18 protein-coding genes and 1 pseudogene are annotated in these 21,855 nt (G+C 63.2%); 11 read left to right on the forward strand and 8 right to left on the reverse strand.

Annotation, left to right across the window (positions count from 1 at the left end; translation table 11 throughout):
• Positions 1–39: 39 nt before the first annotated feature.
• Both PPA02S_RS06685 and ggt read right to left on the reverse strand, forming a co-directional pair.
• Entirely contained in the window at positions 40–921 is an 882-nt protein-coding gene (locus PPA02S_RS06685; protein WP_028633858.1) for a LysR family transcriptional regulator, read from the reverse strand.
• Positions 922–987: 66 nt separating this feature from the next.
• The gene (ggt, locus tag PPA02S_RS06690) at positions 988–2,778 is read right to left on the reverse strand and encodes a gamma-glutamyltransferase (RefSeq protein ID WP_028633857.1); all 1,791 of its coding nucleotides are present in this window, start codon (positions 2,776–2,778) and stop codon (positions 988–990) included.
• A 192-nt stretch (positions 2,779–2,970) separates the two neighbouring features.
• Here ggt and PPA02S_RS06695 point away from each other — a divergent pair, with 192 nt between their 5' ends.
• Together PPA02S_RS06695 and PPA02S_RS06700 are read left to right on the forward strand one after the other, a co-directional pair.
• The gene (locus PPA02S_RS06695) at positions 2,971–3,369 is read left to right on the forward strand and encodes a MerR family transcriptional regulator (RefSeq protein ID WP_028633856.1); all 399 of its coding nucleotides are present in this window, start codon (positions 2,971–2,973) and stop codon (positions 3,367–3,369) included.
• A gap of 17 nt (positions 3,370–3,386) precedes the next feature.
• Positions 3,387–4,286 (forward strand): hydroxymethylglutaryl-CoA lyase, encoded by a 900-nt coding sequence (locus PPA02S_RS06700; RefSeq protein ID WP_028633855.1) that lies wholly within the window; start codon positions 3,387–3,389, stop codon positions 4,284–4,286.
• 534 nt (positions 4,287–4,820) lie between these two features.
• Here PPA02S_RS06700 and PPA02S_RS06705 read toward each other — a convergent pair.
• Positions 4,821–5,339, reverse strand: coding sequence for an MgtC/SapB family protein (locus PPA02S_RS06705; protein ID WP_028633854.1), 519 nt, complete (start codon positions 5,337–5,339; stop codon positions 4,821–4,823).
• 205 nt (positions 5,340–5,544) lie between these two features.
• On the opposite strand from PPA02S_RS06705, the gene PPA02S_RS06710 reads away from it, so the two are divergent.
• The 4 genes from PPA02S_RS06710 to PPA02S_RS06725 all read left to right on the forward strand — a co-directional run bounded on the left by PPA02S_RS06710 (position 5,545) and on the right by PPA02S_RS06725 (position 10,860).
• Positions 5,545–5,748 carry a DUF3203 family protein gene (locus tag PPA02S_RS06710; RefSeq protein ID WP_042141405.1) on the forward strand — a complete coding sequence of 68 codons (204 nt, stop codon included), beginning with the start codon at positions 5,545–5,547 and terminating at the stop codon, positions 5,746–5,748.
• A gap of 120 nt (positions 5,749–5,868) precedes the next feature.
• Positions 5,869–7,272 (forward strand): cytochrome c oxidase accessory protein CcoG, encoded by a 1,404-nt coding sequence (gene ccoG / locus PPA02S_RS06715; RefSeq protein WP_028633853.1) that lies wholly within the window; start codon positions 5,869–5,871, stop codon positions 7,270–7,272.
• 50 nt (positions 7,273–7,322) lie between these two features.
• Positions 7,323–8,732, forward strand: a complete 1,410-nt coding sequence (gene mapR / locus PPA02S_RS06720; protein ID WP_028633852.1) for a GntR family transcriptional regulator MpaR — start codon at positions 7,323–7,325, stop codon at positions 8,730–8,732.
• A gap of 511 nt (positions 8,733–9,243) precedes the next feature.
• Positions 9,244–10,860: a PAS domain-containing hybrid sensor histidine kinase/response regulator family protein gene (locus PPA02S_RS06725; protein ID WP_028633851.1), complete on the forward strand. Its 1,617-nt coding sequence runs from the start codon at positions 9,244–9,246 to the stop codon at positions 10,858–10,860.
• Here the strand turns inward: PPA02S_RS06725 and PPA02S_RS06730 are convergent.
• The 4 genes from PPA02S_RS06730 to PPA02S_RS06745 all read right to left on the reverse strand — a co-directional run bounded on the left by PPA02S_RS06730 (position 10,844) and on the right by PPA02S_RS06745 (position 14,917).
• Entirely contained in the window at positions 10,844–11,590 is a 747-nt protein-coding gene (locus tag PPA02S_RS06730; RefSeq protein ID WP_028633850.1) for an SDR family oxidoreductase, read from the reverse strand. The two genes, PPA02S_RS06725 and PPA02S_RS06730, sit on opposite strands and share 17 nt — an antisense overlap.
• 97 nt (positions 11,591–11,687) lie before the next feature.
• Entirely contained in the window at positions 11,688–13,223 is a 1,536-nt protein-coding gene (locus PPA02S_RS06735; protein WP_028633849.1) for a DHA2 family efflux MFS transporter permease subunit, read from the reverse strand.
• Complete coding sequence (locus tag PPA02S_RS06740; RefSeq protein WP_028633848.1) at positions 13,220–14,413, reverse strand: HlyD family secretion protein; 1,194 nt, start codon at positions 14,411–14,413, stop codon at positions 13,220–13,222. Before PPA02S_RS06740 ends, PPA02S_RS06735 begins: the two co-directional genes overlap by 4 nt.
• A gap of 30 nt (positions 14,414–14,443) precedes the next feature.
• Entirely contained in the window at positions 14,444–14,917 is a 474-nt protein-coding gene (locus tag PPA02S_RS06745) for a MarR family winged helix-turn-helix transcriptional regulator (RefSeq protein WP_028633847.1), read from the reverse strand.
• Between the two features lie 277 nt (positions 14,918–15,194).
• Between PPA02S_RS06745 and PPA02S_RS06750 the strand changes: the two genes are divergently transcribed.
• Positions 15,195–16,199, forward strand: a complete 1,005-nt coding sequence (locus PPA02S_RS06750; RefSeq protein WP_028633846.1) for a FecR family protein — start codon at positions 15,195–15,197, stop codon at positions 16,197–16,199.
• A gap of 9 nt (positions 16,200–16,208) precedes the next feature.
• Here PPA02S_RS06750 and PPA02S_RS06755 read toward each other — a convergent pair whose 3' ends face one another.
• Positions 16,209–17,528, reverse strand: coding sequence for a Na+/H+ antiporter family protein (locus PPA02S_RS06755; protein ID WP_028633845.1), 1,320 nt, complete (start codon positions 17,526–17,528; stop codon positions 16,209–16,211).
• A 535-nt stretch (positions 17,529–18,063) separates the two neighbouring features.
• On the opposite strand from PPA02S_RS06755, the pseudogene PPA02S_RS23600 reads away from it, so the two are divergent.
• The 4 genes and pseudogenes from PPA02S_RS23600 to PPA02S_RS06770 all read left to right on the forward strand — a co-directional run.
• Positions 18,064–19,029, forward strand: a pseudogene (locus PPA02S_RS23600) (methyl-accepting chemotaxis protein); the annotation flags it as partial.
• Between the two features lie 102 nt (positions 19,030–19,131).
• Entirely contained in the window at positions 19,132–19,887 is a 756-nt protein-coding gene (locus tag PPA02S_RS23605) for a methyl-accepting chemotaxis protein (RefSeq protein WP_371262495.1), read from the forward strand.
• Between the two features lie 72 nt (positions 19,888–19,959).
• Positions 19,960–20,976, forward strand: a complete 1,017-nt coding sequence (locus PPA02S_RS06765; protein WP_028633843.1) for an ABC transporter substrate-binding protein — start codon at positions 19,960–19,962, stop codon at positions 20,974–20,976.
• Positions 20,973–21,821, forward strand: a complete 849-nt coding sequence (locus PPA02S_RS06770) for an ABC transporter permease (protein ID WP_028633842.1) — start codon at positions 20,973–20,975, stop codon at positions 21,819–21,821. The genes PPA02S_RS06765 and PPA02S_RS06770 overlap by 4 nt, the downstream gene beginning before the upstream one ends.
• Positions 21,822–21,855: the final 34 nt, after the last annotated feature.

Raw genomic sequence — 21,855 nt, forward strand, 5'->3', positions numbered from 1 at the left:
ATGCCAGTCATTCCATCCTGCCACAGCCTGAAACACTTGTTAGAGGCTGCCGCCTGCCAGCAACTGCTGCAGCACACCGGCCAATGCCTTGACCATGGCGTCCGCTGCCGACCGGTGGACGATGACGATTTCATAGCTGTCTATCGCTGGCAGCCCTTGCCCGGCGCCGAGAATCTGGTGGTCAGCCGTGGCCGCCCGGGGTGGCAGCAGGCTGATGCCCATGCCATCGGCCACCGCTGCCTGGATACCACTGAGGCTCGAGCTGGTGAAGCTGATGCGCCAGCGCCTGCCAGTGCTCTCGATGGCATTGATCATGTCCTCGCGGTACAGCCCGCGTGGCGGGAACGTCACCAGTGGCACCGGGTCCAGCTCGAAAGCAGGTTGCCGTGCGCTGTCTATCCATTGCAGGCGTTCTGGCCAGGAGGCGATGCCTTCACGGGTGCCCCGCCGCTGCTTGAGCAGCATCAGGTCCAGCTCGCCGTTGTCGTAGGCCTGGCTCAGGTCGCGGCACAAGCCGCTGGTCACCTCCAGCTTCACTTGCGGGTGCTGGCGGCTGAAGGCCGACAGGGCGTTGGTGGTGCGCCCGCCGACAAAGTCCTCGGGCACGCCCAAGCGCACCGTGGTGCCCACCATGGCGCCGGCCAGGGCCTCGAGCATTTGGTCATTCAAGGCCAACATGTGCCGGGCATAGCCCAGCAGCGTCTGCCCGGCGTCAGTGGGCAGCACGTCGCGGTTGCCACGCACCAGCAAGCGGTGCCCGACCATATCCTCCAGGCGCCGCACCTTCTGGCTGATGGTCGACTGGGTGGAGTGCAGCCGTGTGGCCGCCGTGGTGAAACTGCCGCAGTCGGCCACCACCACGATGGCCCGCAGCAGGTCGAGGTCGAACAAGGCTGTATTCGATTTGGCGCCGGCGGTCATGGTGACATTCATTTCCCAAATGCAGAGGCTGCGTTCTAGCACGCTCGCCCAAAGCCTGCAAAGCACTCAGTCACCGACCGCAACCCCCTCGCGTCGCGGGTCCGCACCGCCCACCCAGCCTGCTGCGCTGCGCTGGATGATCTGCAACCCGCTGGTCATCGCCATGGGCGTCACGTCGTGCCCCCAGGCCGCCAGTTGCCGTATCAGCGCCGGGCTAGTAAGGCCGGCCTCCACTTCAGTGCCCGCATTACGGCTGCCGAAGTTGGGCAGGCCGGCAGCCTGTTGCGGGTTCAGCTTCCAGTCCAGCAGGCCGATCAGGGCCTTGCTCACGTAGCCGATGATCTGCGAACCGCCCGGTGAGCCAAGGCTTGCCACCCATTCGCCGCTGCCGCGCGCGAACACCAGTGTCGGCGCCATGGCTGACAATGGCCGCTTGCCGGGTTGCACACGGTTGGCCACTGGCCTGCCCTGCTCCTGGGCGATGAATGAAAAGTCGGTAAGGTGATTGTTCAGCAAGAACCCTTTGACCATCAGGTGTGAACCGAACGCCGCCTCAACCGACGTCGTCATGGCCAGGGCCTGACCACGGTCATCGACAGCGCTGACGTGTGAGGTGGAGATGCGCAGCGGTGAACGGTCAGGCGCCAGTGCCAGGCTGGCGCCCTGAGGCTGCCCCGGGCGGGCCCGCTTCATGCTGTACTCCCCCACCAGCGCCGCACGGCGGCTCAGGTAGGCAGGGTCGGTCATGGCCTTCACCGGTACCGGAACGTAATCGCTATCGGCTAGGTATTGCGCGCGGTCGGCATAGGCCAGGCGCTCAGCTTCGGCGATCAGGTGCACCGCGCGGGGCGTTGCCTCCAACCGGGCAGCGGACGGCACAGGCTGCGGTGGCAGGCGGGCCAGGTCATTGGCTGACGATGTTGTTTGCAGTGCGTCGAGGATGCCCAAGGTCTGCAGCACCGCTACCCCACCTGAAGACGGCGGCGGCATGCCGCAGATGCGCCACGCCTTGTAGGGGCCACACACCGGCTCGCGCTGCTTGGCCTGGTAGTGCTGCAGGTCCTGCAGTGTCAGGTAGCCCGCATTGGTGTGGGCCTGCACGGTTGTGACGATGGCTTGGGCAATGTCGCCCTGGTAGAACGCCCCGGCCCCTTGCTCGGCGATCTGCTCCAGGGTGTGCGCCAGCTCAGGGTTGCGCAGCAGGGTCCCGACCGCCAGCGGCCGCCCATGCTCATCGAGAAAGTAGCGGGCCATGGCCGGTGAGCGGGCAACATAGGGGTCGCCGGCCAACAGCGTGTGCAGCCGTTCAGATACCGGGAAACCGTCGCGGGCCAAGGTAATCGCTGGCGCGAACAGCGCGCGCCAAGGCAGCTTGCCATGCTGGGCATGGGCCAGTTCCAAGGCCCGCAGCACACCCGGCACGCCGACAGCACGGCCACCGATCTGCGCCTCGCGGAACGGCATGGGCGTGCCATCAGGGCCGAGGAACAGCGTCTCGCTCACCGCTGCCGGCGCTGTTTCGCGCCCGTCGAATGCCTGCACCTGTTGGCCATCCCAGTACAGGATGAACGCGCCACCGCCAATGCCACTGGATTGAGGCTCGACCAGGGTCAGCACCATTTGCATGGCAATTGCAGCATCGATGGCGCTGCCACCTGCACGCAGTATCGCCCGCCCTGCCTCACTGGCAAGCGGGTTGGCAGCCGCCGCCATGTGCTTGCTCGCGGTGACCGGTTGCAGGCCGCCGCGGTAGCCGGAGCTGAGTTCCGGTGGTGCAGGCAGCACCTGATCGGCGCACGTTGGTGCAGACGCCAGGAGCAGGCACAGCGTGCCGATCAACGGGGTTCCAGGTTTCATGTAGTCGCCTCCTGCGCGGGGCCTCAAGCCAGCCTAGCCCCCTTTGGCAAAAGCGCAGAGGATACAGGCCTCACGCAGTTCGAACAAAACCGCGGCTATCTCAACCCTGCCAACCACAGACCCTTCGCTTGCACTTGACGTAAACGTCAACCTGCCTTCAGGATTACCCCGTACCCTATCCAGAGTCACCGCATGAGTACCCAGACCTACAGCATCTCCGACCTGTCCCGCGAGCTGGATATCACCACCCGCGCCATCCGCTTTTATGAGGAACAGGGCCTGCTGCGCCCCGAGCGACGGGGCCTTGAACGCATCTATTCGGCACGTGACAAGGTCAGCCTCAAGCTCATCCTGCGCGGCAAGCGCATCGGGTTTTCCCTCGCCGAGTGCCGTGAACTGATCGAGCTGTACGACCCGTCGGGCGGCAACCTCAAGCAGCTCACCAGCATGCTGGCCAAAATCGCCGAACGCCGCGCGCAGCTGGAGCAGCAGATGCTCGATATCCATCAAATGCAGCTTGAGCTGGACACCGCCCAGGAGCGCTGCGAGCAAGCGCTGGCCACCACGCTCGAGAATAACGCCCGCCATTGACCCACAGGAACCCCGACATGCCATTGCCCCAATATGCCCGACTGGTTGAAGTAGGCCCCCGTGACGGGCTGCAGAACGAAGCGCAGCCCATTAGCGTTGCAGACAAGGTCAGGCTGGTGGACGACCTCACCGCTGCGGGCCTGAGCTACATCGAAGTGGGCAGCTTCGTGTCGCCAAAATGGGTACCCCAGATGGCAGGCTCGGCCGAGGTGTTTGCCGCCATCGGCCAACGCGCGGGTGTCACCTATGCGGCCCTGGCACCTAACCTGCGCGGGTTCGAAGATGCGGTTGCTGCGGGTGTCAGGGAGGTGGCGGTGTTCGCTGCCGCCTCCGAAGCATTTTCGCAGCGCAACATCAACTGCTCCATCAGTGACAGCCTGAAACGCTTCGAGCCGATCATGGAGGCTGCCCGGGCCCAGGGCATCAGGGTCCGTGGTTATGTTTCATGCGTGCTTGGCTGCCCCTATCAAGGGACGGTCCTGGCCGAGCAGGTAGCCCCCGTCGCCAAGGCGTTGTACGACATGGGCTGTTACGAGGTTTCGCTGGGCGACACCATTGGCACTGGTACAGCAGGCGATACCCGGCGATTGTTCGAGGTGGTGTCGGCGCAAGTGCCCCGCGAGCAGCTGGCCGGGCATTTCCACGACACCTATGGCCAGGCCCTGGCCAATGTCTATGCCAGCCTGCTGGAAGGTATCAGCGTATTCGACAGCTCGGTAGCGGGCTTGGGTGGCTGCCCCTATGCCAAGGGCGCGACCGGCAATGTGGCCACAGAAGATGTGGTCTACCTGCTGCAGGGTTTGGGTATCGACACCGGCATCGATCTGGGCCGCCTGGTTGCAGCGGGTGAGCGCATCAGTGGCATCCTTGGCCGGCATAATGGCTCGCGGGTGGCACGCGCCCGCCGTGCGCAGTGATTCATCAAGGTGTCACGCAGGTGTGCGTCGAGTGTTACCGGCCTGTGCAGGTGACGTGAAAAAGCGGGTATCAGGGAAACATCTGGACAGCATTTAGTGCTGCCAGAGCAGACCTAAATTTTTCAAATAACTGATTTATAAGGCTTTTTAAAAGTTGGCACGCACCCTGCTATATCTTTCGTACAACAAGAACAACAAAGCAGCGATCAATAAGAACAACAGGTAACGGCTCTGACATAACAAGAACAACACGGCAGAGGCGTAGCAAGCAGATCTTTTTGGAGTCGATAGGCTTTTCGGGGCACGCCCCGCGGCTTGGCACAGAACAATAAAACTACCTTCAGGTAGCCGCAGCCAGGTTCGTATCAGCAGTGATGAAAGCAGGTCAGCGCTCAAAAAAATACGTTTGCTCTTGGCCCCGGGTGGGGGCCACCCGCTCCACCAGGGCAGGCTGACAAAAACAACAACAGGCCGGTCCCAATAATAAGAAACAAAGAGCAGGCAACAACGCTTTGAGGGGAGCTTCGGCTCCCCTCAGTGCTTCCTGCCCTCCTCCTCCTCGCGTTTCTCCTCATCCTGCCCCTCGGCTTTTTCTACCAGCACCGGCATCGACCCCAGTACCAGTAATGCCAGCACCGTGCTGATCAGCGCTGTGGCCTCCCGCCCCATACCGGCAGCCGTGCCAATGGCCGCTGTCATCCACAGCCCCGCAGCCGTGGTCAGGCCCTTGACGTGGCTGGTGTCACGGCCGTTGCCCTTCAGGATTGTACCCGCGCCCAGAAAACCAATGCCCGCGACTATCCCCTGGATGACCCGGCTCATGGCCTGCTCGTCAGCGCCCGCCATGCTCGGTGCCAGGACGAACAACGCAGCGCCCAGAGAAACCAGCATGTGCGTACGCACCCCCGCCGACTTGCCCCTGTGCTCACGCTCGAACCCCAGCACGGCGCCCAACAGCGCGGCCATCAACAGGCGCACCAAAATGCGTGTCACCTCACGCGCGTCAGTGACATCGGCAAATTCGATCATGATTGCCTGCCAGATAATCTCCACGTCGCGTGTTCCCTCACTGATAGTGTGTTGTTGAACGGCGGCCGCCTCTGCGCGAGCCAGCCAGTGCAGTGTGGACCGTGAAGCGGGGCACAAAGTGCCGGCCGGCGGGTGGATGCAGTAACCCGCCGGTGCCGGTGGTCCACCGATCACCTACCAAGGAGGACATCCCATGCCTGTCGAAACCAACCCCGAAACCTAGCGCTGCCTGCTCGTCTCGGACGGCGTGCGGCTGGAGGCCCAAGGCCCTGACATTGAAATCATCACCGACGAGCGCCTGCGCATGTCCGTTGCGGCGCTGGCCGATCACCGGGTGCCGATCACCGAGGCGGAGGCCGACGCCCTCACCGTTGCAGGTGCGGTCGATAGCCGCAGGCATCTGAAGACCACCGCTCCAGGCTCCATAATCTGAGGCCTGCAGCACATGGCCGGGTATCTGATATGGTTTTTATCTAAAAATCTGAGCCTGTGCCGATAACAGCCTCAGCGCCATAGTGCTCATGCCTGATCGAGGCCTGATGAGCACGGAGCCATGAACGATAGAATCCCTTATGCAGAGATCGCGGTAGTTCCAGCCAAGGTACAACCAAGGCCCGTTGAGGCCGGTATCCATACCCGCAGCTTCAGCGGGGTTTTCCGAAACCTGCGCATCGGCTTTGCCGGGGCGCTGTTTCTGCTGTTCTTCGGTACAGCCTGGCTCCAGTGGAACGGGCGCCAGGCTGTGCTGTGGGACCTGGGCAACAGCAAGTTCCATATCTTTGGTGCCACGTTCTGGCCACAGGACTTCATCCTGCTGTCCGCGTTGTTGATCATCTGCGCGTTCGGGCTGTTTGCCATTACGGTTTACGCAGGGCGCGTGTGGTGCGGCTACAGTTGCCCGCAAAGCACGTGGACCTGGCTGTTCATGTGGTGCGAAAAGGTCACCGAGGGTGACCGTAACCAGCGCATCAAACTGGCTGCAGCGCCGTGGAGCGCCAACAAGCTGGTACGCCGGTTGGCCAAACACAGCCTGTGGCTTGCGATCGGCCTGGTCACCGGCCTGACGTTCGTTGGCTACTTCACCCCGATACGCCCACTGGCGGCAGAGCTGCTGACCCTGCAACTGGGCGGCGTGGCGCTGTTCTGGGTGCTGTTCTTCACCGCGGCCACCTACATCAATGCCGGCCTGCTGCGCGAGGCGGTGTGCCTGCACATGTGCCCGTACGCGCGGTTCCAGAGCGTGATGTTCGACAAGGACACGCTGGCGGTGGCCTACGACCCGCGCCGTGGGGAACGCCGTGGCCCGCGCAAGAAAGGCAGCAACGCCCACGCCCAGGGCCTGGGTGATTGCATCGATTGCACCCTGTGCGTGCAGGTGTGCCCCACCGGCATCGATATCCGTGACGGCCTGCAAATGGCCTGCATCGGCTGCGCCGCGTGCATTGATGCCTGCGACGGCGTCATGGACAAGATGGGCTATGAGCGCGGGCTGATCGGCTACAAGTCCGAACACAGCCTGCAAGGCGGCACCACCCATTGGCTGCGCCCACGCCTGGCCGGTTATGCGCTGGCACTGCTGGTCATGTTCGGTGCGCTGGGGATGGCCTTGTATCTGCGGCCGATGGTGTCGCTGGATGTGATCAAGGACCGTGGCCTGTTCCGCGAAAACGCCCTGGGCCAGATCGAGAACATCTACCTGTTGAAGATCATCAACAAGACCGAACGCACCGGGCACTACCGCTTGCGGTTGCTGGACGCCGATGGTTTCAGCCTGCAGGGCAAGACACTGTTCACGGTCGCTGCGGGGGACATGAGCGAGCTGCCGGTGTCGGTGGCAATGCTCGCCGACCGCCCCGTCAGCAGCTCGCAGCCGCTGGCCTTCGAAATCAGCGACCAGGACGACCCCGCCATCAACAGCGTGGCCCACAGCCGCTTCGTCGCCCCTATGAACCGTTGATCCCTTAAACTGATATCACCTTGCCTGCCAGGCTTCGACAGAAGGCCAGAATGAAACGTTACGAACGCTTCGCCGACGACATTGCCGAACTGATCCGCTCCGGGGTGTTGGGCCCCGGCCAGCGCGTCCCTTCGGTACGCTATGCCAGCCAGACCCACGGGGTAAGCCCTTCCACGGTGTTCCAGGCGTATTACCTGCTGGAGCGCCGCGGGCTGATTCGTGCCCGGCCGCGCTCGGGTTACTTCGTCAACGCCCACGCCCCGCGGCAGTTCAGCGAGCCGCAGGCATTGCAACCGGCCAGCGAGTCCACCGACGTGGACGTCAGTGGGCTGGTGTTCTCGATCCTCGATTCGATCAAGAACCCGCACACCGTGCCGTTCGGGTCGGCGTTCCCAAGCCCCGAACTGTTCCCGCTGCAACGCCTGTCACGCTCACTGGCCAGCGCCAGCCGCAGCATGGACCCGCGCATGGTGGTGACCGACCTGTCACCGGGCAACCCCCAATTGCGCCGGCAGATCGCCCTGCGCTACATGGTCGGCGGCCTGATGCTGCCCATGGAAGAGCTGCTGATCACCAACGGCGCCCTGGAAGCCCTGAATTTGTGCCTGCAGGCAGTCACCCAGCCGGGTGACCTGGTCGCCATCGAAGCCCCCGCCTTCTACGCCTGCCTGCAGGTGCTGGAGCGGCTAAAGCTCAAAGCGGTGGAAATCCCGGTGCACCCGCGTGAGGGCATGGACCTCGGGACCCTGGCCCAGACCTTGGAAAAACACCCGGTCAAGGCGGTGTGGTGCATGACCACCTTCCAGAACCCGGTGGGTGCCAGCATGCCGGAGGCCAAGAAGCAGGCGTTGGTGGAATTGATTACCCGCCACCAGGTGCCGCTGATCGAGGACGATGTCTACGCAGAACTCTACTACGCACAGCAGGCACCGAAGCCGGCCAAGGCCTTCGACACCCAGGGCCTAGTCATGCACTGCGGGTCGTTCGCCAAAAGCCTGGCCCCGGGCTACCGCATCGGCTGGGTGGCAGCCGGCCGCTTCGCGCAGAAGATCGAGCGGCTGAAACTGATGACCTCGCTGTGCGCCTCGATGCCTGCCCAGGCGGCGATTGCCGATTACCTGCAGCATGGCGGCTACGACCGCCACCTGCGCAAGCTGCGCTACGCACTGGAGGGCCAGCAAGCCAGCATGCTGGCAGCCATCGGGCGCTACTTCCCGGCCCAGACGCGGGTCAGCCAGCCGGCAGGCGGGTATTTCCTGTGGCTGGAACTGCCTGAGCAGATAGACGCACTGAAGCTGTTCCACATGGCCCTGGCCCAAGGCATCAGTATTGCGCCAGGGCCGATATTCTCGCCCACACGGCGCTTCGGCAACTGCATCCGCCTGAACTACGGCAGCCCCTGGGGTGACGATGCCGAGCAGGCCATGGCCACCCTGGGCCGTATCATCGCCTCGTTTTGATACAGGCAGCCCATGGTGGGGTGGCGGCCAGCTATAGTTGTCTGACTCAACCGGCCGGACACTTAGCATGCCAGCAGATAACACCATGGGCTGTATGGAGCAGCTGCAAGCAAGGTTGCAGACACTGGAGGCCGAAAATGAGCAACTCAGGCTCAAGGCCGCCAGCTTCGACGCCCTTGCCGGCAACATGGACGAGGGCCTCTGTGTGCTCGAGCTGCTGGAGGATGAATCCGGCCAGTACTACGACTACCGGCACGTGCTGGCCAATGAAGCGTGCGTGCGCCACACCCAACACCCCAAGCACTTGGGTTTGACCGCCCGCGAAACCATCCCCGACGAGGTAGACAGTTGGCTACCCCATTTTGCAGAAGTGGCCCGGTCCGGCCAGTCTGTGCGCTTCGTGGAGCGGCTTGCCGTGTCGGACCGATGGCTCAACCTGTCTGTGCACCGCCTCGAGCCTGCCTGCAGCAAGCGCGTGCTGGTAATTTTCACCGGCACACCCGGCGAGCAGATGGCGGTTGATCAATTACAGGCGCTTAACAAGGAGCTGGCACAGAAAGTCGGCAGGGCGCAGGCCAACAGTAAATTGCTGGGTGAGCTGGTGGACCATAGTGTCGCCAACGTGTTTGCTGCGGACCGGACCTTCCGCCTGTTGGCCATCAACCGCACGGCGCAGGAGACCTTCATGCGCTGGCGCGGCGTGGTGCCCAAGGTCGGTGAACATATCCCGCGCTTTCTTGCCCATCAGCCTGACATCATCAGCCGGTTGAAACTGTTGTGGCCGAGGATTCTCGCCGGCGAGTCGTTCGTCGACACGGTCGCCATAGGGCAGCCCGACGCCCAGCGCTATTACGAGGTGCGCTACAACCCGCTGCGTGACGCCGACAACGCCATCCAGGGCGGTTTTTTGTTTGCCTATGACATCACCGAGCGCGTTGCCGAGCAGGCGCGCCTGCGCCAGGTCGAAGAAACCCTGCGCCATTCACAGAAGCTTGAGGCAGTCGGCCAGTTGACCGGGGGTATTTCCCATGATTTCAACAACTTGCTGGGCAGTATTACCGGCGCGCTGGAAATTGCCGCACAGCGTCAGGATGAAGGCCGTTACCCCGACGCCTCGCGGCTCATCGGCCTGGCCAGGCAGGACACCCAGCGCGCTGCGGCCCTTGTGCAACGGCTGTTGACCTTTGCACGCCAGCAAACCCTGATGCCGCAACCTGTGGACGTGCACCAACTGGTCGTTGGCATGCACGACCTGATCAAAAGCTCGCTGCACGCCAACATCGATTTCGAGGACAGCACCTGCCCAGGCCAGTGGTTGATTTCCATCGACCCGCCGCAGTTGGAAAACGCATTGCTCAACCTGTGCATCAACGCCCGCGATGCCATGCCGCTGGGTGGCCGGTTATCCATCCGCAGCACCAATACGGCGGTCGATGCACTGCAAGCCCAACGCCTGCACCTACCCGCCGGCGATTACGTGCAGATACGGGTCAGCGACAGTGGTATCGGGATGCCCAATGAAGTGCTCGAACGCGCTATGGAGCCGTTTTTCACCACCAAGCCGCTGGGCCAGGGTTCTGGGCTTGGGCTGTCGATGGTGTATGGCTTCATCCGCCAGTCCGGCGGCCAGATGAACATCAAGAGTGTGGTGGGGTCCGGTACCTGCATCGACATCTACCTGCCCAAGGACAACGAGGCGACCCTGGCAATGGCGGTTGCGCCTGTACCTGCGCAACCCCTTTGCCCTGCCCCTACCCACCTGATCATGTTGGTGGAGGACGAGCACACGTTGCGCCTGGTGATCGAGGAATTGCTCGATCACCAGGGGCATACGGTCTATACCTACTCCAGCGGGCGGGATGCGCTGGCCGCCCTGCAGGGTGGGCTGCAGCCAGCCTTGCTGATTACCGACATCGGCTTGCCCGGCGGCGTAGACGGTAAGCAGCTGGCGATGGCGATGCCCGGTGATGCAGCCGTGCTGTACATCACGGGCTACACCAGCGAGCAGGTCAACCTTCCGCCTTCGCAGCGCGCCGCCATATTGTGCAAACCTTTCGCCCTGACGGCGCTTAGCGAACAGGTCAGGCTGCTACTGGCAGACCGGAGGCCAATCAGCGGCCGCCACTGAGGTCCACGAAAGTGCCTGTCGAGTAGGAGGCCTTGTCTGACAGCAGCCAGAGGATTGCCTCTGCAACCTCCTCAGGCTGCCCACCGCGGCCCATGGGCAGGCTGTGCTCAAGTTTGCTGACCCGCTGGGGGTCGCCAGACAGCGCGTGAAAGCCGGTGTGTATATAACCCGGCCTAACCCCGTTCACCCTCACCCCCTCCCCCGCGAGTTCCTTGGCCAGGCCAATGGTGAAGGTGTCCAGCGCACCCTTGGAGGTGGCGTAATCCACGTATTCGTTTGGGGAGCCCAGGCGCGCTGCCATGGACGACACATTGACGATCGCGCCCCCGTGCCCGCCATGGCGGTGCGCCATGCGCAGGACCGCGTGCTTGGCACACAGCATGGGGCCGACCACGTTGGTTTTCATTATTTTGAGCAGGCGGAATTCCGACATGTCCTCCACGCGGCTCTGCTGGGCAATGGTGCCAGCATTGTTGACCAATGCGGTGACCGGGCCGAGTTCATGGTCGACACGCCTGAACAGCTGGATGATTTCGTCTTCGACGCTGGCATCGGCGCGCACGGCAATGGCCTTGGCGCCCAGGGCAAGGACCTGGCCAAGGATGGTTTCGGCGGCCTGATCGTCGGCATGGTAGTTGATGCAGATGCGGTAGCCGTGCCGAGCGGCAAGCAGCGCGGTGGCAGCGCCTATGCCGCGGCTGGCGCCGGTGATGACGATGACGTTGTCCATGAGATCACCGTAGGGTTGAGGGGGGGGGGAAAGCTTCAAGCTTCAAGCATATTCGATGTGGGTTGGGGCGGCGGGCTCCTGGGAGGCCTCAGGCCCGTCAATGCCCACCAGCCCCCGGCCCCGCTTTCGCCGTAAACGGCGGCTTGGCGAACCATACCAACAAGATCAGGCCCGCAAACACCCACGTCATCAACGTAAAGTAATCCACCGTCGACATCATGTAAGCCTGGCCATTGAGAATTTGCTCCAACTGGGCATAGCTGTGCAAATCCGCCCCTCCCAACCGCTCGAGCGCATGCCGCGTGGCCGGGTCGAACTGGCTGATGTGCTCACTCAGATAAGCATGGTGCTGGTCCGCCCGACGGATCCATATCCAGGTGGTCAACGACGCCGCGAAGCTCCCCCCCAGCGTGCGCAGGAACGTCGCCAGGCCCGACCCATCGGCGATCTGGTGCGGCGGCAGGTCAGACAACAAAATGCTCAACGTCGGCATGAAGAACAACGCCACCCCAATCCCCATGAACAGCTGCACCAGCGCCACGTGCTGGAAGTCCACCTCGCTGGTGAACCCCGCCCGCATGTAACAGCTGGCACCGATGGCCAGAAACGCCAGCCCCGCCAGTACCCGCAAATCAAAACGGTGCGCATACTTGCCCACGAACGGCGACATGATCACCGGCAACAGGCCAATAGGCGCCACCGCCAGGCCCGCCCAGGTCGCGGTGTAGCCCATCTGCGTCTGCAACCATTGCGGCAAGATCAGGTTGATACCGAAGAACCCCGCATACCCCCCCACCAGCACGATAGTGCCCACCCGGAAGTTGCGGTGCACAAACAGGCGCAGGTTGACCACCGGATGCCGGTCGGTGAGCTCCCAGATGACGAAAATCGCCAGGAACACCACCGAAATCAGGCTGCCGATGATGATGAACGATGACTCGAACCAGTCCAGGTCATTGCCTTTGTCCAGCACCACCTGCAACGCCCCGACACCTACGATCAACGTCAGCAGGCCGATATAGTCCATCGGTTGCCGGCTGGTCACCACCGGCCGGGTGCGCATTTGCTGGCGCACCACTGCCGCCGCGAACAGGCCAATAGGTATATTGATGAAAAAGATCCACGGCCAGCTGTAACTGTCGGTGATCCAGCCCCCCAGTATGGGCCCGGCGATGGGCGCCACCACCGTGACCATCGCCAGCAGGGCCAGTGCCATCCCCCGTTTGGCCGGTGGGTACACTGCAATCAGCAACGTCTGGGTCATCGGATACAACGGCCCCGCCACTACCCCCTGCAGCACCCGGAAGCCCACCAGCTCAGGCATCGACTGGGCAATGCCGCACAGAAATGACGCCAGCACGAACAGCAGCGTCGCCCACAGGAACAGCTTCACCTCGCCGAACCGGCGGCTCAGCCAGCCGGTGAGTGGCAGGGCAATCGCATTGCTCACCGCAAACGAGGTGATGACCCAGGTGCCCTGCTCGTAACTGACCCCCAGGTTGCCGGAAATGGTCGGCAAGGCAACGTTGGCGATGGTGGTGTCAAGCACCTGCATGAACGTTGCCAGCGACAGCCCGATCGTGGTCAGCAACAGGCTGGGCGGGGTGAACTGGGCCGCGGCGTTATTGCTCATCGCTGGGCCGTCTTGCCAGGTGCGCTGTTGTCACGGATCAGTTGGGCGATCAGCTTGTCTGCCTCTCCCAACTGGCGATCGTAGACTTGCGTGGTGTAGCTGGCCTGCTGCGGCGGTTGCTGGGCCAGGGCGGGGCCGCTCTGGTCATGCAGATCGACCTCGGCGACCGTGGACAGGCCGATGCGCAGCGGGTGATCCCTGAGTTGTTCGGGGTTGATGTGAATGCGCACCGGCACACGCTGAACGATCTTGATCCAGTTGCCCGTGGCGTTTTGTGCGGGCAGCAGCGCAAAGGCGCTGCCGGTGCCAGCGCCCAGGCTGTCCACAGTGCCTGTGTAGGTGACCGCGCCACCATACAGGTCGGCGCTGATTTCCACCGGCTGGCCAATGCGCATCTGGCGCAGCTGGGTTTCCTTGAAGTTGGCATCGATCCATACCTGGTCCAGCGGTATCACCGCCATGGTGGCGGTGCCCGGCTGCAGGCGCTGCCCCAACTGCACGGTGCGCTTGGCCACATAGCCGGTGACCGGCGCCACCAGTGTGGTACGGGCATGGTCCAGGTAGGCCTTGCGCAGGTCGGCGGCGGCGGCCATGACCTCGGGGTGCGAAGCCACCTCGGTGTCGTCCACCAGCGCCGTGCTGGTGCTGAGCTGCTGGCGGGCACTGCTGACCGCGGCCTGGGCCACGCTCAGGTCGTCGCGGGCATGGGACAGCTCTTCAGCGGCGATGGCGCCGCTGTCAGCCAGCACCTTGCGCCGGTTGAAATCCTGTTGGGCCTTGCGCAGTTCGGCCTGGCGGGTGTCCAGTTGGGCCTTGAGCGAATCGACGTTGCTGTACAGGCCGCGCACCTGGCGAACGGTGCGCGCCAGGTTGGCCTGAGCAGACTGCAACGCGACCTCGCTGTCGGACGGGTCGAACTGCAGCAACACCTGGCCGGCGTGCACCAGGTCACCGTCATCGGCCCCGATGCTGGTGACAGTGCCTGTGACCAGTGGTGTGATCTCCACCACGTTGCCGTTGACGTAGGCGTCATCGGTGCTCTCGTACCAGCGGCCAACCAGGCTGTACCACGCCCAGGTCCCCAGGCCAGCCACTATGACTAACAGCAACAGGCCCAATAGCCAGACCTTGCGCTTGCGCGACGACTGGGGCGCTTCGGGAGGGTTCTGGGTGTCTGTGGAGGTTTCCATGACGGTACCTTGAAGAAGAGGTGGCAGGTTTCAACGGTCGCCAAAGCGACGGACCGTCAATGGGTCGCCAGCGTTCAGCAGAATCTTGGCCAGCAGGCTTTCGAGCGTTTTCAGCTCGTTGGGCGCCAGCACGCCGCACAGCTCGTTCATGGCCGCGGCGCCAATTTCCGGCAGGCGGTCGGCCAGGCGCTGGCCGTCTTCGGTCAGGGCGATGCGCACCTGGCGACGATCGTCCGGGCAGCGCGTGCGCATCAGCAGCTCCTTCTGCTCCAGCCGGTCGAGCATGCGGGTCATCGACCCGCTGTCCAGCCCCAGGTAGCGGCACAACTCAGCCGGGGTATCGACCTGATACTGGGTCACGATGATCAGCACCTTGAACTGTGCAGCCGTGACGCCTTCCGACTCGAGGTGCCAGTCGAGGATGCGGTCCTTGAGAATGGCCGATCGGCCCAGCAGCATGCCGATGGCACAGGTCTGGAAGTTTTCTGGTGAAAAATGAGCCATGGGTGATCGCTCGGGCAATTATGTGAAAATATTACTGCCTAGGCAGTTAATGTCAAAGCCTTGATTAGCGAGCTACGTAAAGTTCATCTTTGCGGGTGCGCTCGGATAGCTTCTTATACCCCTGCCTGCGATGGGCTTTTTCCACGCGAAGGGTTCTCAAACGCGGTAAATATCGTCAGATTCGGCGAAAAATCGAAATAAATGATTTTGATTCGCCATTACTCCGGTTCTCGTCTAGCCCAGCGCAAGGTTAGAATGCGCAAAACCCGGAGCTGCAATGAACCAAGACCTCCCCAATAAACGCCCTGATGACGCCATCACCGATGCCGCGGCGCACTGGTGTATGCGCCTGCATGCCGATGATTGCCAGGCCGCCGAGCGGGAGGCATTCGCACACTGGCTGGCGGCAGACCCACGGCACGCTGTGGAATACCAGGCAATGCTGGAGATCTGGGAAACCGCCGACCTGCTGCCCCGCAGCCAAGAAGTAGCGGCATCACCCAACCGGTCAGGCCGGCCAGCCCGCGTACGTCGCTGGCGAACCCAGGCCTGCGCGGCGGCTATCGCGCTGGCGGTGCTGCCGCTGGCCGGGTGGATGGGCTGGGAACAAGGCTGGCTGCCCAACCATTACCAGCACCTCGAGGCTGGCGATCACATGCAGACCGTGCAGTTGAGCGACGGCAGCACGGTGCAGCTCAACCTCAACACCGAACTGACCTACCTCAACTTCAAGGACCAGCGTCAAGTCACCCTCAAGCGTGGTGAGGCGTTCTTCAGCGTGCAACACGACACCAGCCACCCGTTCATCGTACGTGCGGGGAACGGCCAGACTCGCGTCACCGGCACTCAATTCAATGTATGGAAGTATCAGGATCACGTGAAGGTGACCTTGGTGGAAGGTTCGGTGCTGGTATCCAGCGACGGCAGCGGCGGCTACCGCCTGGGCCCAGGCATGCAGGCCAATTACCGCCAGGGCGACTTCGAGCCGCAACTGGAGCAGCCTGATGACTTTGCCAACACCCTGGCCTGGCGCAGCGGCAAGCTGGTACTGGACAGCATCAGCCTGGAGCAGGCGCTGCCCATGATCAACCGCTACCTGGACAAACCCTTGCGCCTTGCCGATGCCGGTACGGGGCACATCCGCATCAGCGGCGTCTACAACACCCGCGAAGTCGGGCAACTGGTCAATAACCTGCCCAAAGTGCTGCCGGTTTACCTGACCCGCAGCAAGGATGGCAGCACCGTGCTCAACCGCATTTCGCCACCCCCGCGCAAGGGCTGACGCCCTCCCCTACAACGTCATTGCCGCGAGCCAGCCGAATGCCAGCAGCGGCAAGTTGTAGTGGATGAAGGTCGGTACCACCGTGTCCCAGATATGATGGTGCTGCCCGTCCACATTCAGCCCCGAGGTTGGGCCCAGGGTCGAGTCGGAGGCCGGCGAGCCAGCATCCCCCAAGGCCCCGGCGGTGCCCACGATGCACACCGTGGCCAGTGGGTCGAACCCCAACTGCACACACAGCGGCACGAAGATCGCTGCCAGGATCGGCACGGTGGAAAACGACGAGCCAATGCCCATGGTGACCAACAGGCCAACCAACAGCATCAGCAGGGCACCGATACCCTTGCTGTGATCGATCCACTGCGCCGCCGCTTCCACCAGGCTCTTCACTTCCCCGGTGGCCTTCATCACCTCGGCAAAGCCCGACGCCGTAATCATGATGAAACCAATCATGGCCATCATCTTCATGCCTTCAGTGAACAGGTCATCGGTATCCCGCCATTTGACGATGCCCGACAGCGAGAAAATCAGGAAGCCGGCCATGGCCCCGATGATCATCGAGTCCAGCACCAGTTGCACGATGAAGGCGGCGACGATCGCCACCCCGGCGACCAGCAGCGTCATGGGGTTGTACTGCACGCTCACCTGCTCCACCTGCTCGATGCGCGCCAGGTCGTAGTCACGCTTCTTTCGATAGCTGATGAACACTGCCGTCAACAGGCCTACCAGCATGCCTGCCGCAGGTATGGCCATCGCGTGGGTGACGTTGAGGCCCGTGATGTCCACGCCCGCGCGGGCCACGTTGGCCAGCAGAATCTGGTTGAGGAAGATGTTGCCAAACCCCACGGGCAGGAAGATGTAAGGGGTAATAAGGCCAAAGGTGATGACGCAGGCAATCAGCCGACGGTCGATGCGCAGGCGGGTAAGCACATACAGCAGCGGCGGCACCAGCAGGGGGATGAAGGCAATATGAATGGGCAGGATGTTCTGCGAACACACGGCAACCACCAGCATCAGGCCGATCATCAGCCACTTTACCTTGCCGCCATTGGCATGCCCCTGCCGGTCGATCATGGCCAGTGCCCGGTCGGCCAGTGCGTGGGCCAGCCCGGATTTGGCAATGGCCACGGCAAAGGCGCCGAGCAAGGCATACGACAACGCCACCGTGGCCCCTCCCCCCAGGCCACCGTTGAAGGCCTTGAGGGTGCCGTCGATGCCCAGGCCACCGACCAGCCCGCCCACCAGGGCACCGATGATCAGGGCGATGACCACGTGCACGCGGGATAGGCTGAGTATCAGCATGATGCCGACCGCGGCGATCACTGCATTCATGTTGGCTTACCTCATAACGACGGAAAAAAAGCGCGCACTCTGAAGCAGTGAGCCGCAGATGTCAAAAACGCCATGTTGCGGCGTTTTACCCGCGGCCCTTCGGTTAAATTGAACGTTTGAATAAAGAAAGCACTATTGACGCCGATAGCCCTGTGGGGCTGCGAAGCGCCCCTTCGAAGCCATAACCCTTACTCCTAGAAAAGGGAAACGCCCCATGCCTTTGCGACAACTTTCCATCCAGTGGAAGATCACCCTGCTTGCCGGCCTGTGCCTGGCAGGCATCGTCACCCTGCTCGTCGGCCTGTCGCTGTACCGCATGGACCACAGCTCCGACCTGGTGAAGGCCAGCAGCATGCAGATGCTGACCGAGTCGGCCCAATCGCGCATCGAATCCCAGGGTGAAGTACAGGCACTGAACATCCGCCGCCAGTTCATGGATGCCTACCAATACGGCGCCGGGTTTGCCCGCCAGGTGCTGTTCCTGCGCGAGCAGGCGGAAAAGCGCTTCCTTGATGCGTTCGACCTGCGTGAGGACATGACCCGCCAGGTACGCGCCGCGCTGCAGGCAAACCCTGAACTGCTCGGGCTGTCACTGGTGTTCGAGCCCAATGCGCTGGACAACAAGGACAGCCTGTTTGCCGGCAAGCCGGAGCTGGGCAGCAACGAAACCGGGCGCTTTGCCCTTTACTGGTCGCAGCCGCGCGCCGGTCAACTGACGTCCATGGCGCTCCCGGAGCACGACATGGCCGACACCGACATCGGCCCCAGCGGCCAGCCCGCCAATACCTGGTGGGTGTGCCCGCGCACCACTGGCAAGGTCTGCGTGGTGGAGCCCTACTTCTACGACATCGACGGCCAGCAGGTGTTGATGACCAGCATCGTGTTCCCGCTTACCGTAGACGGCAAGATCATCGCCACGCTCTCGGCCGACATCAACCTGAACAGCTTGCAGGCGCTGAGCCAGGAAGCCAGTGCCAGCCTCTATGAAGGCCGTACCACGGTGGGCATCCTCAGCCCGGTGGGCTTGCTGGCCGGCTACAGCGCCGACGCCAGCAAACTGGCCCAGCGCTTCGACCAGGTGGATACCGCCAAGGGCGCCGAACTGGTACGCAAGCTGGCCGATGGCAAGATGGTCATTCTCAACGACCGCCAGCGCCTCAAGGTGCTGGCGGCCTTCCGCCCCATCCCCGACGCCAAGCCCTGGGGTGTGCTGCTGGATGTGCCGGAGAACGCCCTGACCGGCCCCGCCGAAGCCCTGCAGCAGGAACTGGATGCGCTGAATACCAGCGGCACCCTGCTGGAACTCGGCCTGGGCCTTGCCGCCGCGATTCTGGGGTTGCTGCTGGTGTGGCTGATGGCTCGCGGGGTGACCCGGCCGATTCTGGGCGTGGCCGCGATGCTCAAGGACATCGCCAGCGGCGAGGGTGACCTGACCCGCCGCCTGACCTACCAGAAGCAGGATGAACTGGGGGAGCTGGCCGGCTGGTTCAACCGGTTCCTGGACAAGTTGCAGCCGACCATCGCCGAGGTGAAGGAGTCGGTGCATGCTGCCCGTTCCACCGCCGACCAGTCGTCGGCCATCGCCACTGAAACCAGCGCCGGGATGGAGCAGCAGTATCGCCAGGTCGATCAGGTGGCCACCGCCTCCCACGAGATGAGCGCAACCGCCCAGGATGTGGCGCGCAGCGCTGCGCAGGCCGCCCAGGCTGCACGCGAGGCCGACCAGGCCACCCGCGAAGGCCTGGCGGTGATCGAGCGCACCACCCACAGCATCGATGCCCTGGCATCGGACATGAGCGGCGCCATGGCCGAGGTGCAAGGCCTGGCGCAGAACAGCGAGAAGATTGGCTCGGTGCTGGAAGTGATCCGCTCCATTGCCGAACAGACCAACCTGCTGGCGCTCAACGCCGCCATTGAAGCCGCGCGCGCCGGCGAGGCCGGGCGTGGCTTTGCCGTAGTCGCCGACGAAGTGCGCAACCTCGCCCAGCGCACCCAGCAGTCGGTGGAGGAAACCCGCCAGGTGATCGAAGCGCTGCAGGACGGCACCCGTGAGGTGGTAGGCGCCATGGACAATAGCCATCGCCAGGCCCAAAGCGGTGTGCAGCAGGTGGGCCAGGCGGTCACCGCGCTGCAGCGCATTGGCCAGGCGGTCACGGTGATCACCGACATGAACCTGCAGATTGCCTCGGCCGCTGAAGAGCAAAGCGCGGTGGCCGAGGAAATCAACAGCAACGTGGCAACCATTCGCGACGTCACCGAATCGCTGTCTGGCCAGGCCAACGAATCAGCGCGCGTGAGCCAATCGCTCAACAGCCTGGCCAACCAGCAGCAGGCGCTGATGGACCAGTTCCGCGTCTAAGCCTGCCAGGGCTGTTCATCCCGTCGTCTACACTTGCCCCATTCCCAAGGTGCCGTAGACGACGAGGTGTTCATGAAGAAAGGCCCAACGCTGCTATTGGGGGCGCTGCTGGCGCTGGGGCTGGCCAGTGCAGACAGTGCAGCGGCAGCGCAACCGCAAGCGCCGATCCACTTCGGCGCCATTGGCTGGGAAAGCGGCGCGTTCACTACCGAATTGCTGCGCGTGATCGCCGAGCGCGGTTACGGCCATGCCACCGACACCCTGCCCGGCAGTACCGTCAGCATGGAAGTGGCCCTGGCCCGCAATGACCTGCAAGTAATCGCCGAAGAATGGGCTGGCCGTAGCCCGGCCTGGGTCAAGGCTGAGCAGGCCGGGCAGGTGTTCGCACTGGGCGACACCGTGAAGCATGCCGAGGAAGGCTGGTGGGTACCGGCCTATGTGGTCGAAGGTGACACCGCTCGCAATATCAAACCCCTGGCGCCACAGTTGCGCAGTGTCGAGGATCTGAAACAGTACCCTCAGGTGTTCCGCGACCCCGAGGCGCCAGGCAAGGGGCGCTTCCTCAACAGCCCCAGCGGCTGGACGTCTGAAACCGTCAACAGCCAGAAGCTCAAGGCCTACGGCCTGAACGACCTGTACAGCAATTTCCGCAGCGGCTCGGGCGCAGCAATGGATGCCGAAATCGGCTCGGCGATCCGCCGTGGCCAGCCGGTGCTGTTCTATTACTGGAACCCTACCCCGTTGATGGGCCGGTACAAGCTCATTCGGCTCCAGGAACCGCCCTTCGACGCCCAGGCCTGGGCAACGCTCACCGATGCCGCCAACCCGGCGCCCAAGGGCAGCAGTTCATTGCCGGCCAAACTGTCGATCGGGGTGTCCAAGGCGTTCCGTGACAACTACCCCGACCTGGTGAAGGTGTTCGAGCAGGTCGATTTGCCCATTGACCTGCTTAACCGCACCCTGGCAAGCATGAGCGAGAAACGCACACCCCCACGAGAAGCTGCACTGGCGTTCATACGCGACAACCCGGCAGTGTGGAAAGCGTGGCTGCCCGCGGACATCGCGGCCAAGGTCGAGGCCAGCCTGTGAGTGAGGGCTTTCCACAAGCGTTGCAGTTCTCATTTGCCGACGGCATCAACAGGCTGGTGGACTGGCTGGTACTGAACTATGGCGACCACCTGCGCGCGGTGTCCGACCAACTGCTGCAGGTGCTGGTCGGGTTGGAAAACCTGCTGCGTTTGGTGCCCTGGTGGCTGCTGCTGTTACTGGTGGGCTTGGTGGCATGGCACGCCACCCGCAGCGGTGTGCGAAGCCTGGTGCTTGTGGGGTTGCTGGCGCTCATCGGCATGCTCGGGCTGTGGGACAAGCTGCTGCAAACCCTTGCCCTGGTGCTGGTAAGCACCGGGCTGTGCGTACTGATCGGTGTACCGCTCGGTATTCTGCTGGCCGCACGCCCACTGGCCCGGCGGCTGATCATGCCGGTGCTGGACGTGATGCAGACACTGCCGGCGTTCGTCTACCTGATCCCGGTGCTGATGCTGTTCGGCCTGGGCAAAGTGCCTGCGGTGTTCGCCACCCTGATCTACGCCCTGCCACCGCTGGTGCGCCTGACCGAACTAGGCCTGGCACAGATCGACCCTTCGCTGTTGCAAGCCGCACACGGGCTGGGCGCCAGCCGCTGGCAGCGGTTGCGGCGCATCGCATTGCCGTTGGCACTGCCGAGCATCATGGCCGGCCTCAACCAGTCGGTGATGATGGCCCTGTCGATGGTGGTGGTGGCCTCGATGATCGGTGCACGGGGGCTGGGCGAGGACGTGCTGGCGGGCATCCAGACGCTGAACGTTGGCCAGGGCATGGAAGCGGGGCTGGCCATTGTGGCGCTGGCCATGGTGATCGACCGCATCAGCCAGGCTTACGGCCGCGGGCGGCGCTGACGCAGCGACCAAAGCGTTCTTGGCGTTTCTAAAG

Source organism: Pseudomonas parafulva NBRC 16636 = DSM 17004, from assembly GCF_000730645.1.
GTDB lineage: Bacteria > Pseudomonadota > Gammaproteobacteria > Pseudomonadales > Pseudomonadaceae > Aquipseudomonas > Aquipseudomonas parafulva.

Coding starts and splice junctions, on each gene's coding strand:
- PPA02S_RS06685 (WP_028633858.1), bottom strand. CDS start 921: ATGACCGCCGGCGCCAAATCGAATACAGCCTTGTTCGACCTCGACCTG.
- ggt (WP_028633857.1), bottom strand. CDS start 2,778: ATGAAACCTGGAACCCCGTTGATCGGCACGCTGTGCCTGCTCCTGGCG.
- PPA02S_RS06695 (WP_028633856.1), top strand. CDS start 2,971: ATGAGTACCCAGACCTACAGCATCTCCGACCTGTCCCGCGAGCTGGAT.
- PPA02S_RS06700 (WP_028633855.1), top strand. CDS start 3,387: ATGCCATTGCCCCAATATGCCCGACTGGTTGAAGTAGGCCCCCGTGAC.
- ccoG (WP_028633853.1), top strand. CDS start 5,869: ATGAACGATAGAATCCCTTATGCAGAGATCGCGGTAGTTCCAGCCAAG.
- mapR (WP_028633852.1), top strand. CDS start 7,323: ATGAAACGTTACGAACGCTTCGCCGACGACATTGCCGAACTGATCCGC.
- PPA02S_RS06725 (WP_028633851.1), top strand. CDS start 9,244: ATGGCGGTTGATCAATTACAGGCGCTTAACAAGGAGCTGGCACAGAAA.
- PPA02S_RS06730 (WP_028633850.1), bottom strand. CDS start 11,590: ATGGACAACGTCATCGTCATCACCGGCGCCAGCCGCGGCATAGGCGCT.
- PPA02S_RS06735 (WP_028633849.1), bottom strand. CDS start 13,223: ATGAGCAATAACGCCGCGGCCCAGTTCACCCCGCCCAGCCTGTTGCTG.
- PPA02S_RS06740 (WP_028633848.1), bottom strand. CDS start 14,413: ATGGAAACCTCCACAGACACCCAGAACCCTCCCGAAGCGCCCCAGTCG.
- PPA02S_RS06745 (WP_028633847.1), bottom strand. CDS start 14,917: ATGGCTCATTTTTCACCAGAAAACTTCCAGACCTGTGCCATCGGCATG.
- PPA02S_RS06750 (WP_028633846.1), top strand. CDS start 15,195: ATGAACCAAGACCTCCCCAATAAACGCCCTGATGACGCCATCACCGAT.
- PPA02S_RS06755 (WP_028633845.1), bottom strand. CDS start 17,528: ATGAATGCAGTGATCGCCGCGGTCGGCATCATGCTGATACTCAGCCTA.
- PPA02S_RS23605 (WP_371262495.1), top strand. CDS start 19,132: ATGGAGCAGCAGTATCGCCAGGTCGATCAGGTGGCCACCGCCTCCCAC.
- PPA02S_RS06765 (WP_028633843.1), top strand. CDS start 19,960: ATGAAGAAAGGCCCAACGCTGCTATTGGGGGCGCTGCTGGCGCTGGGG.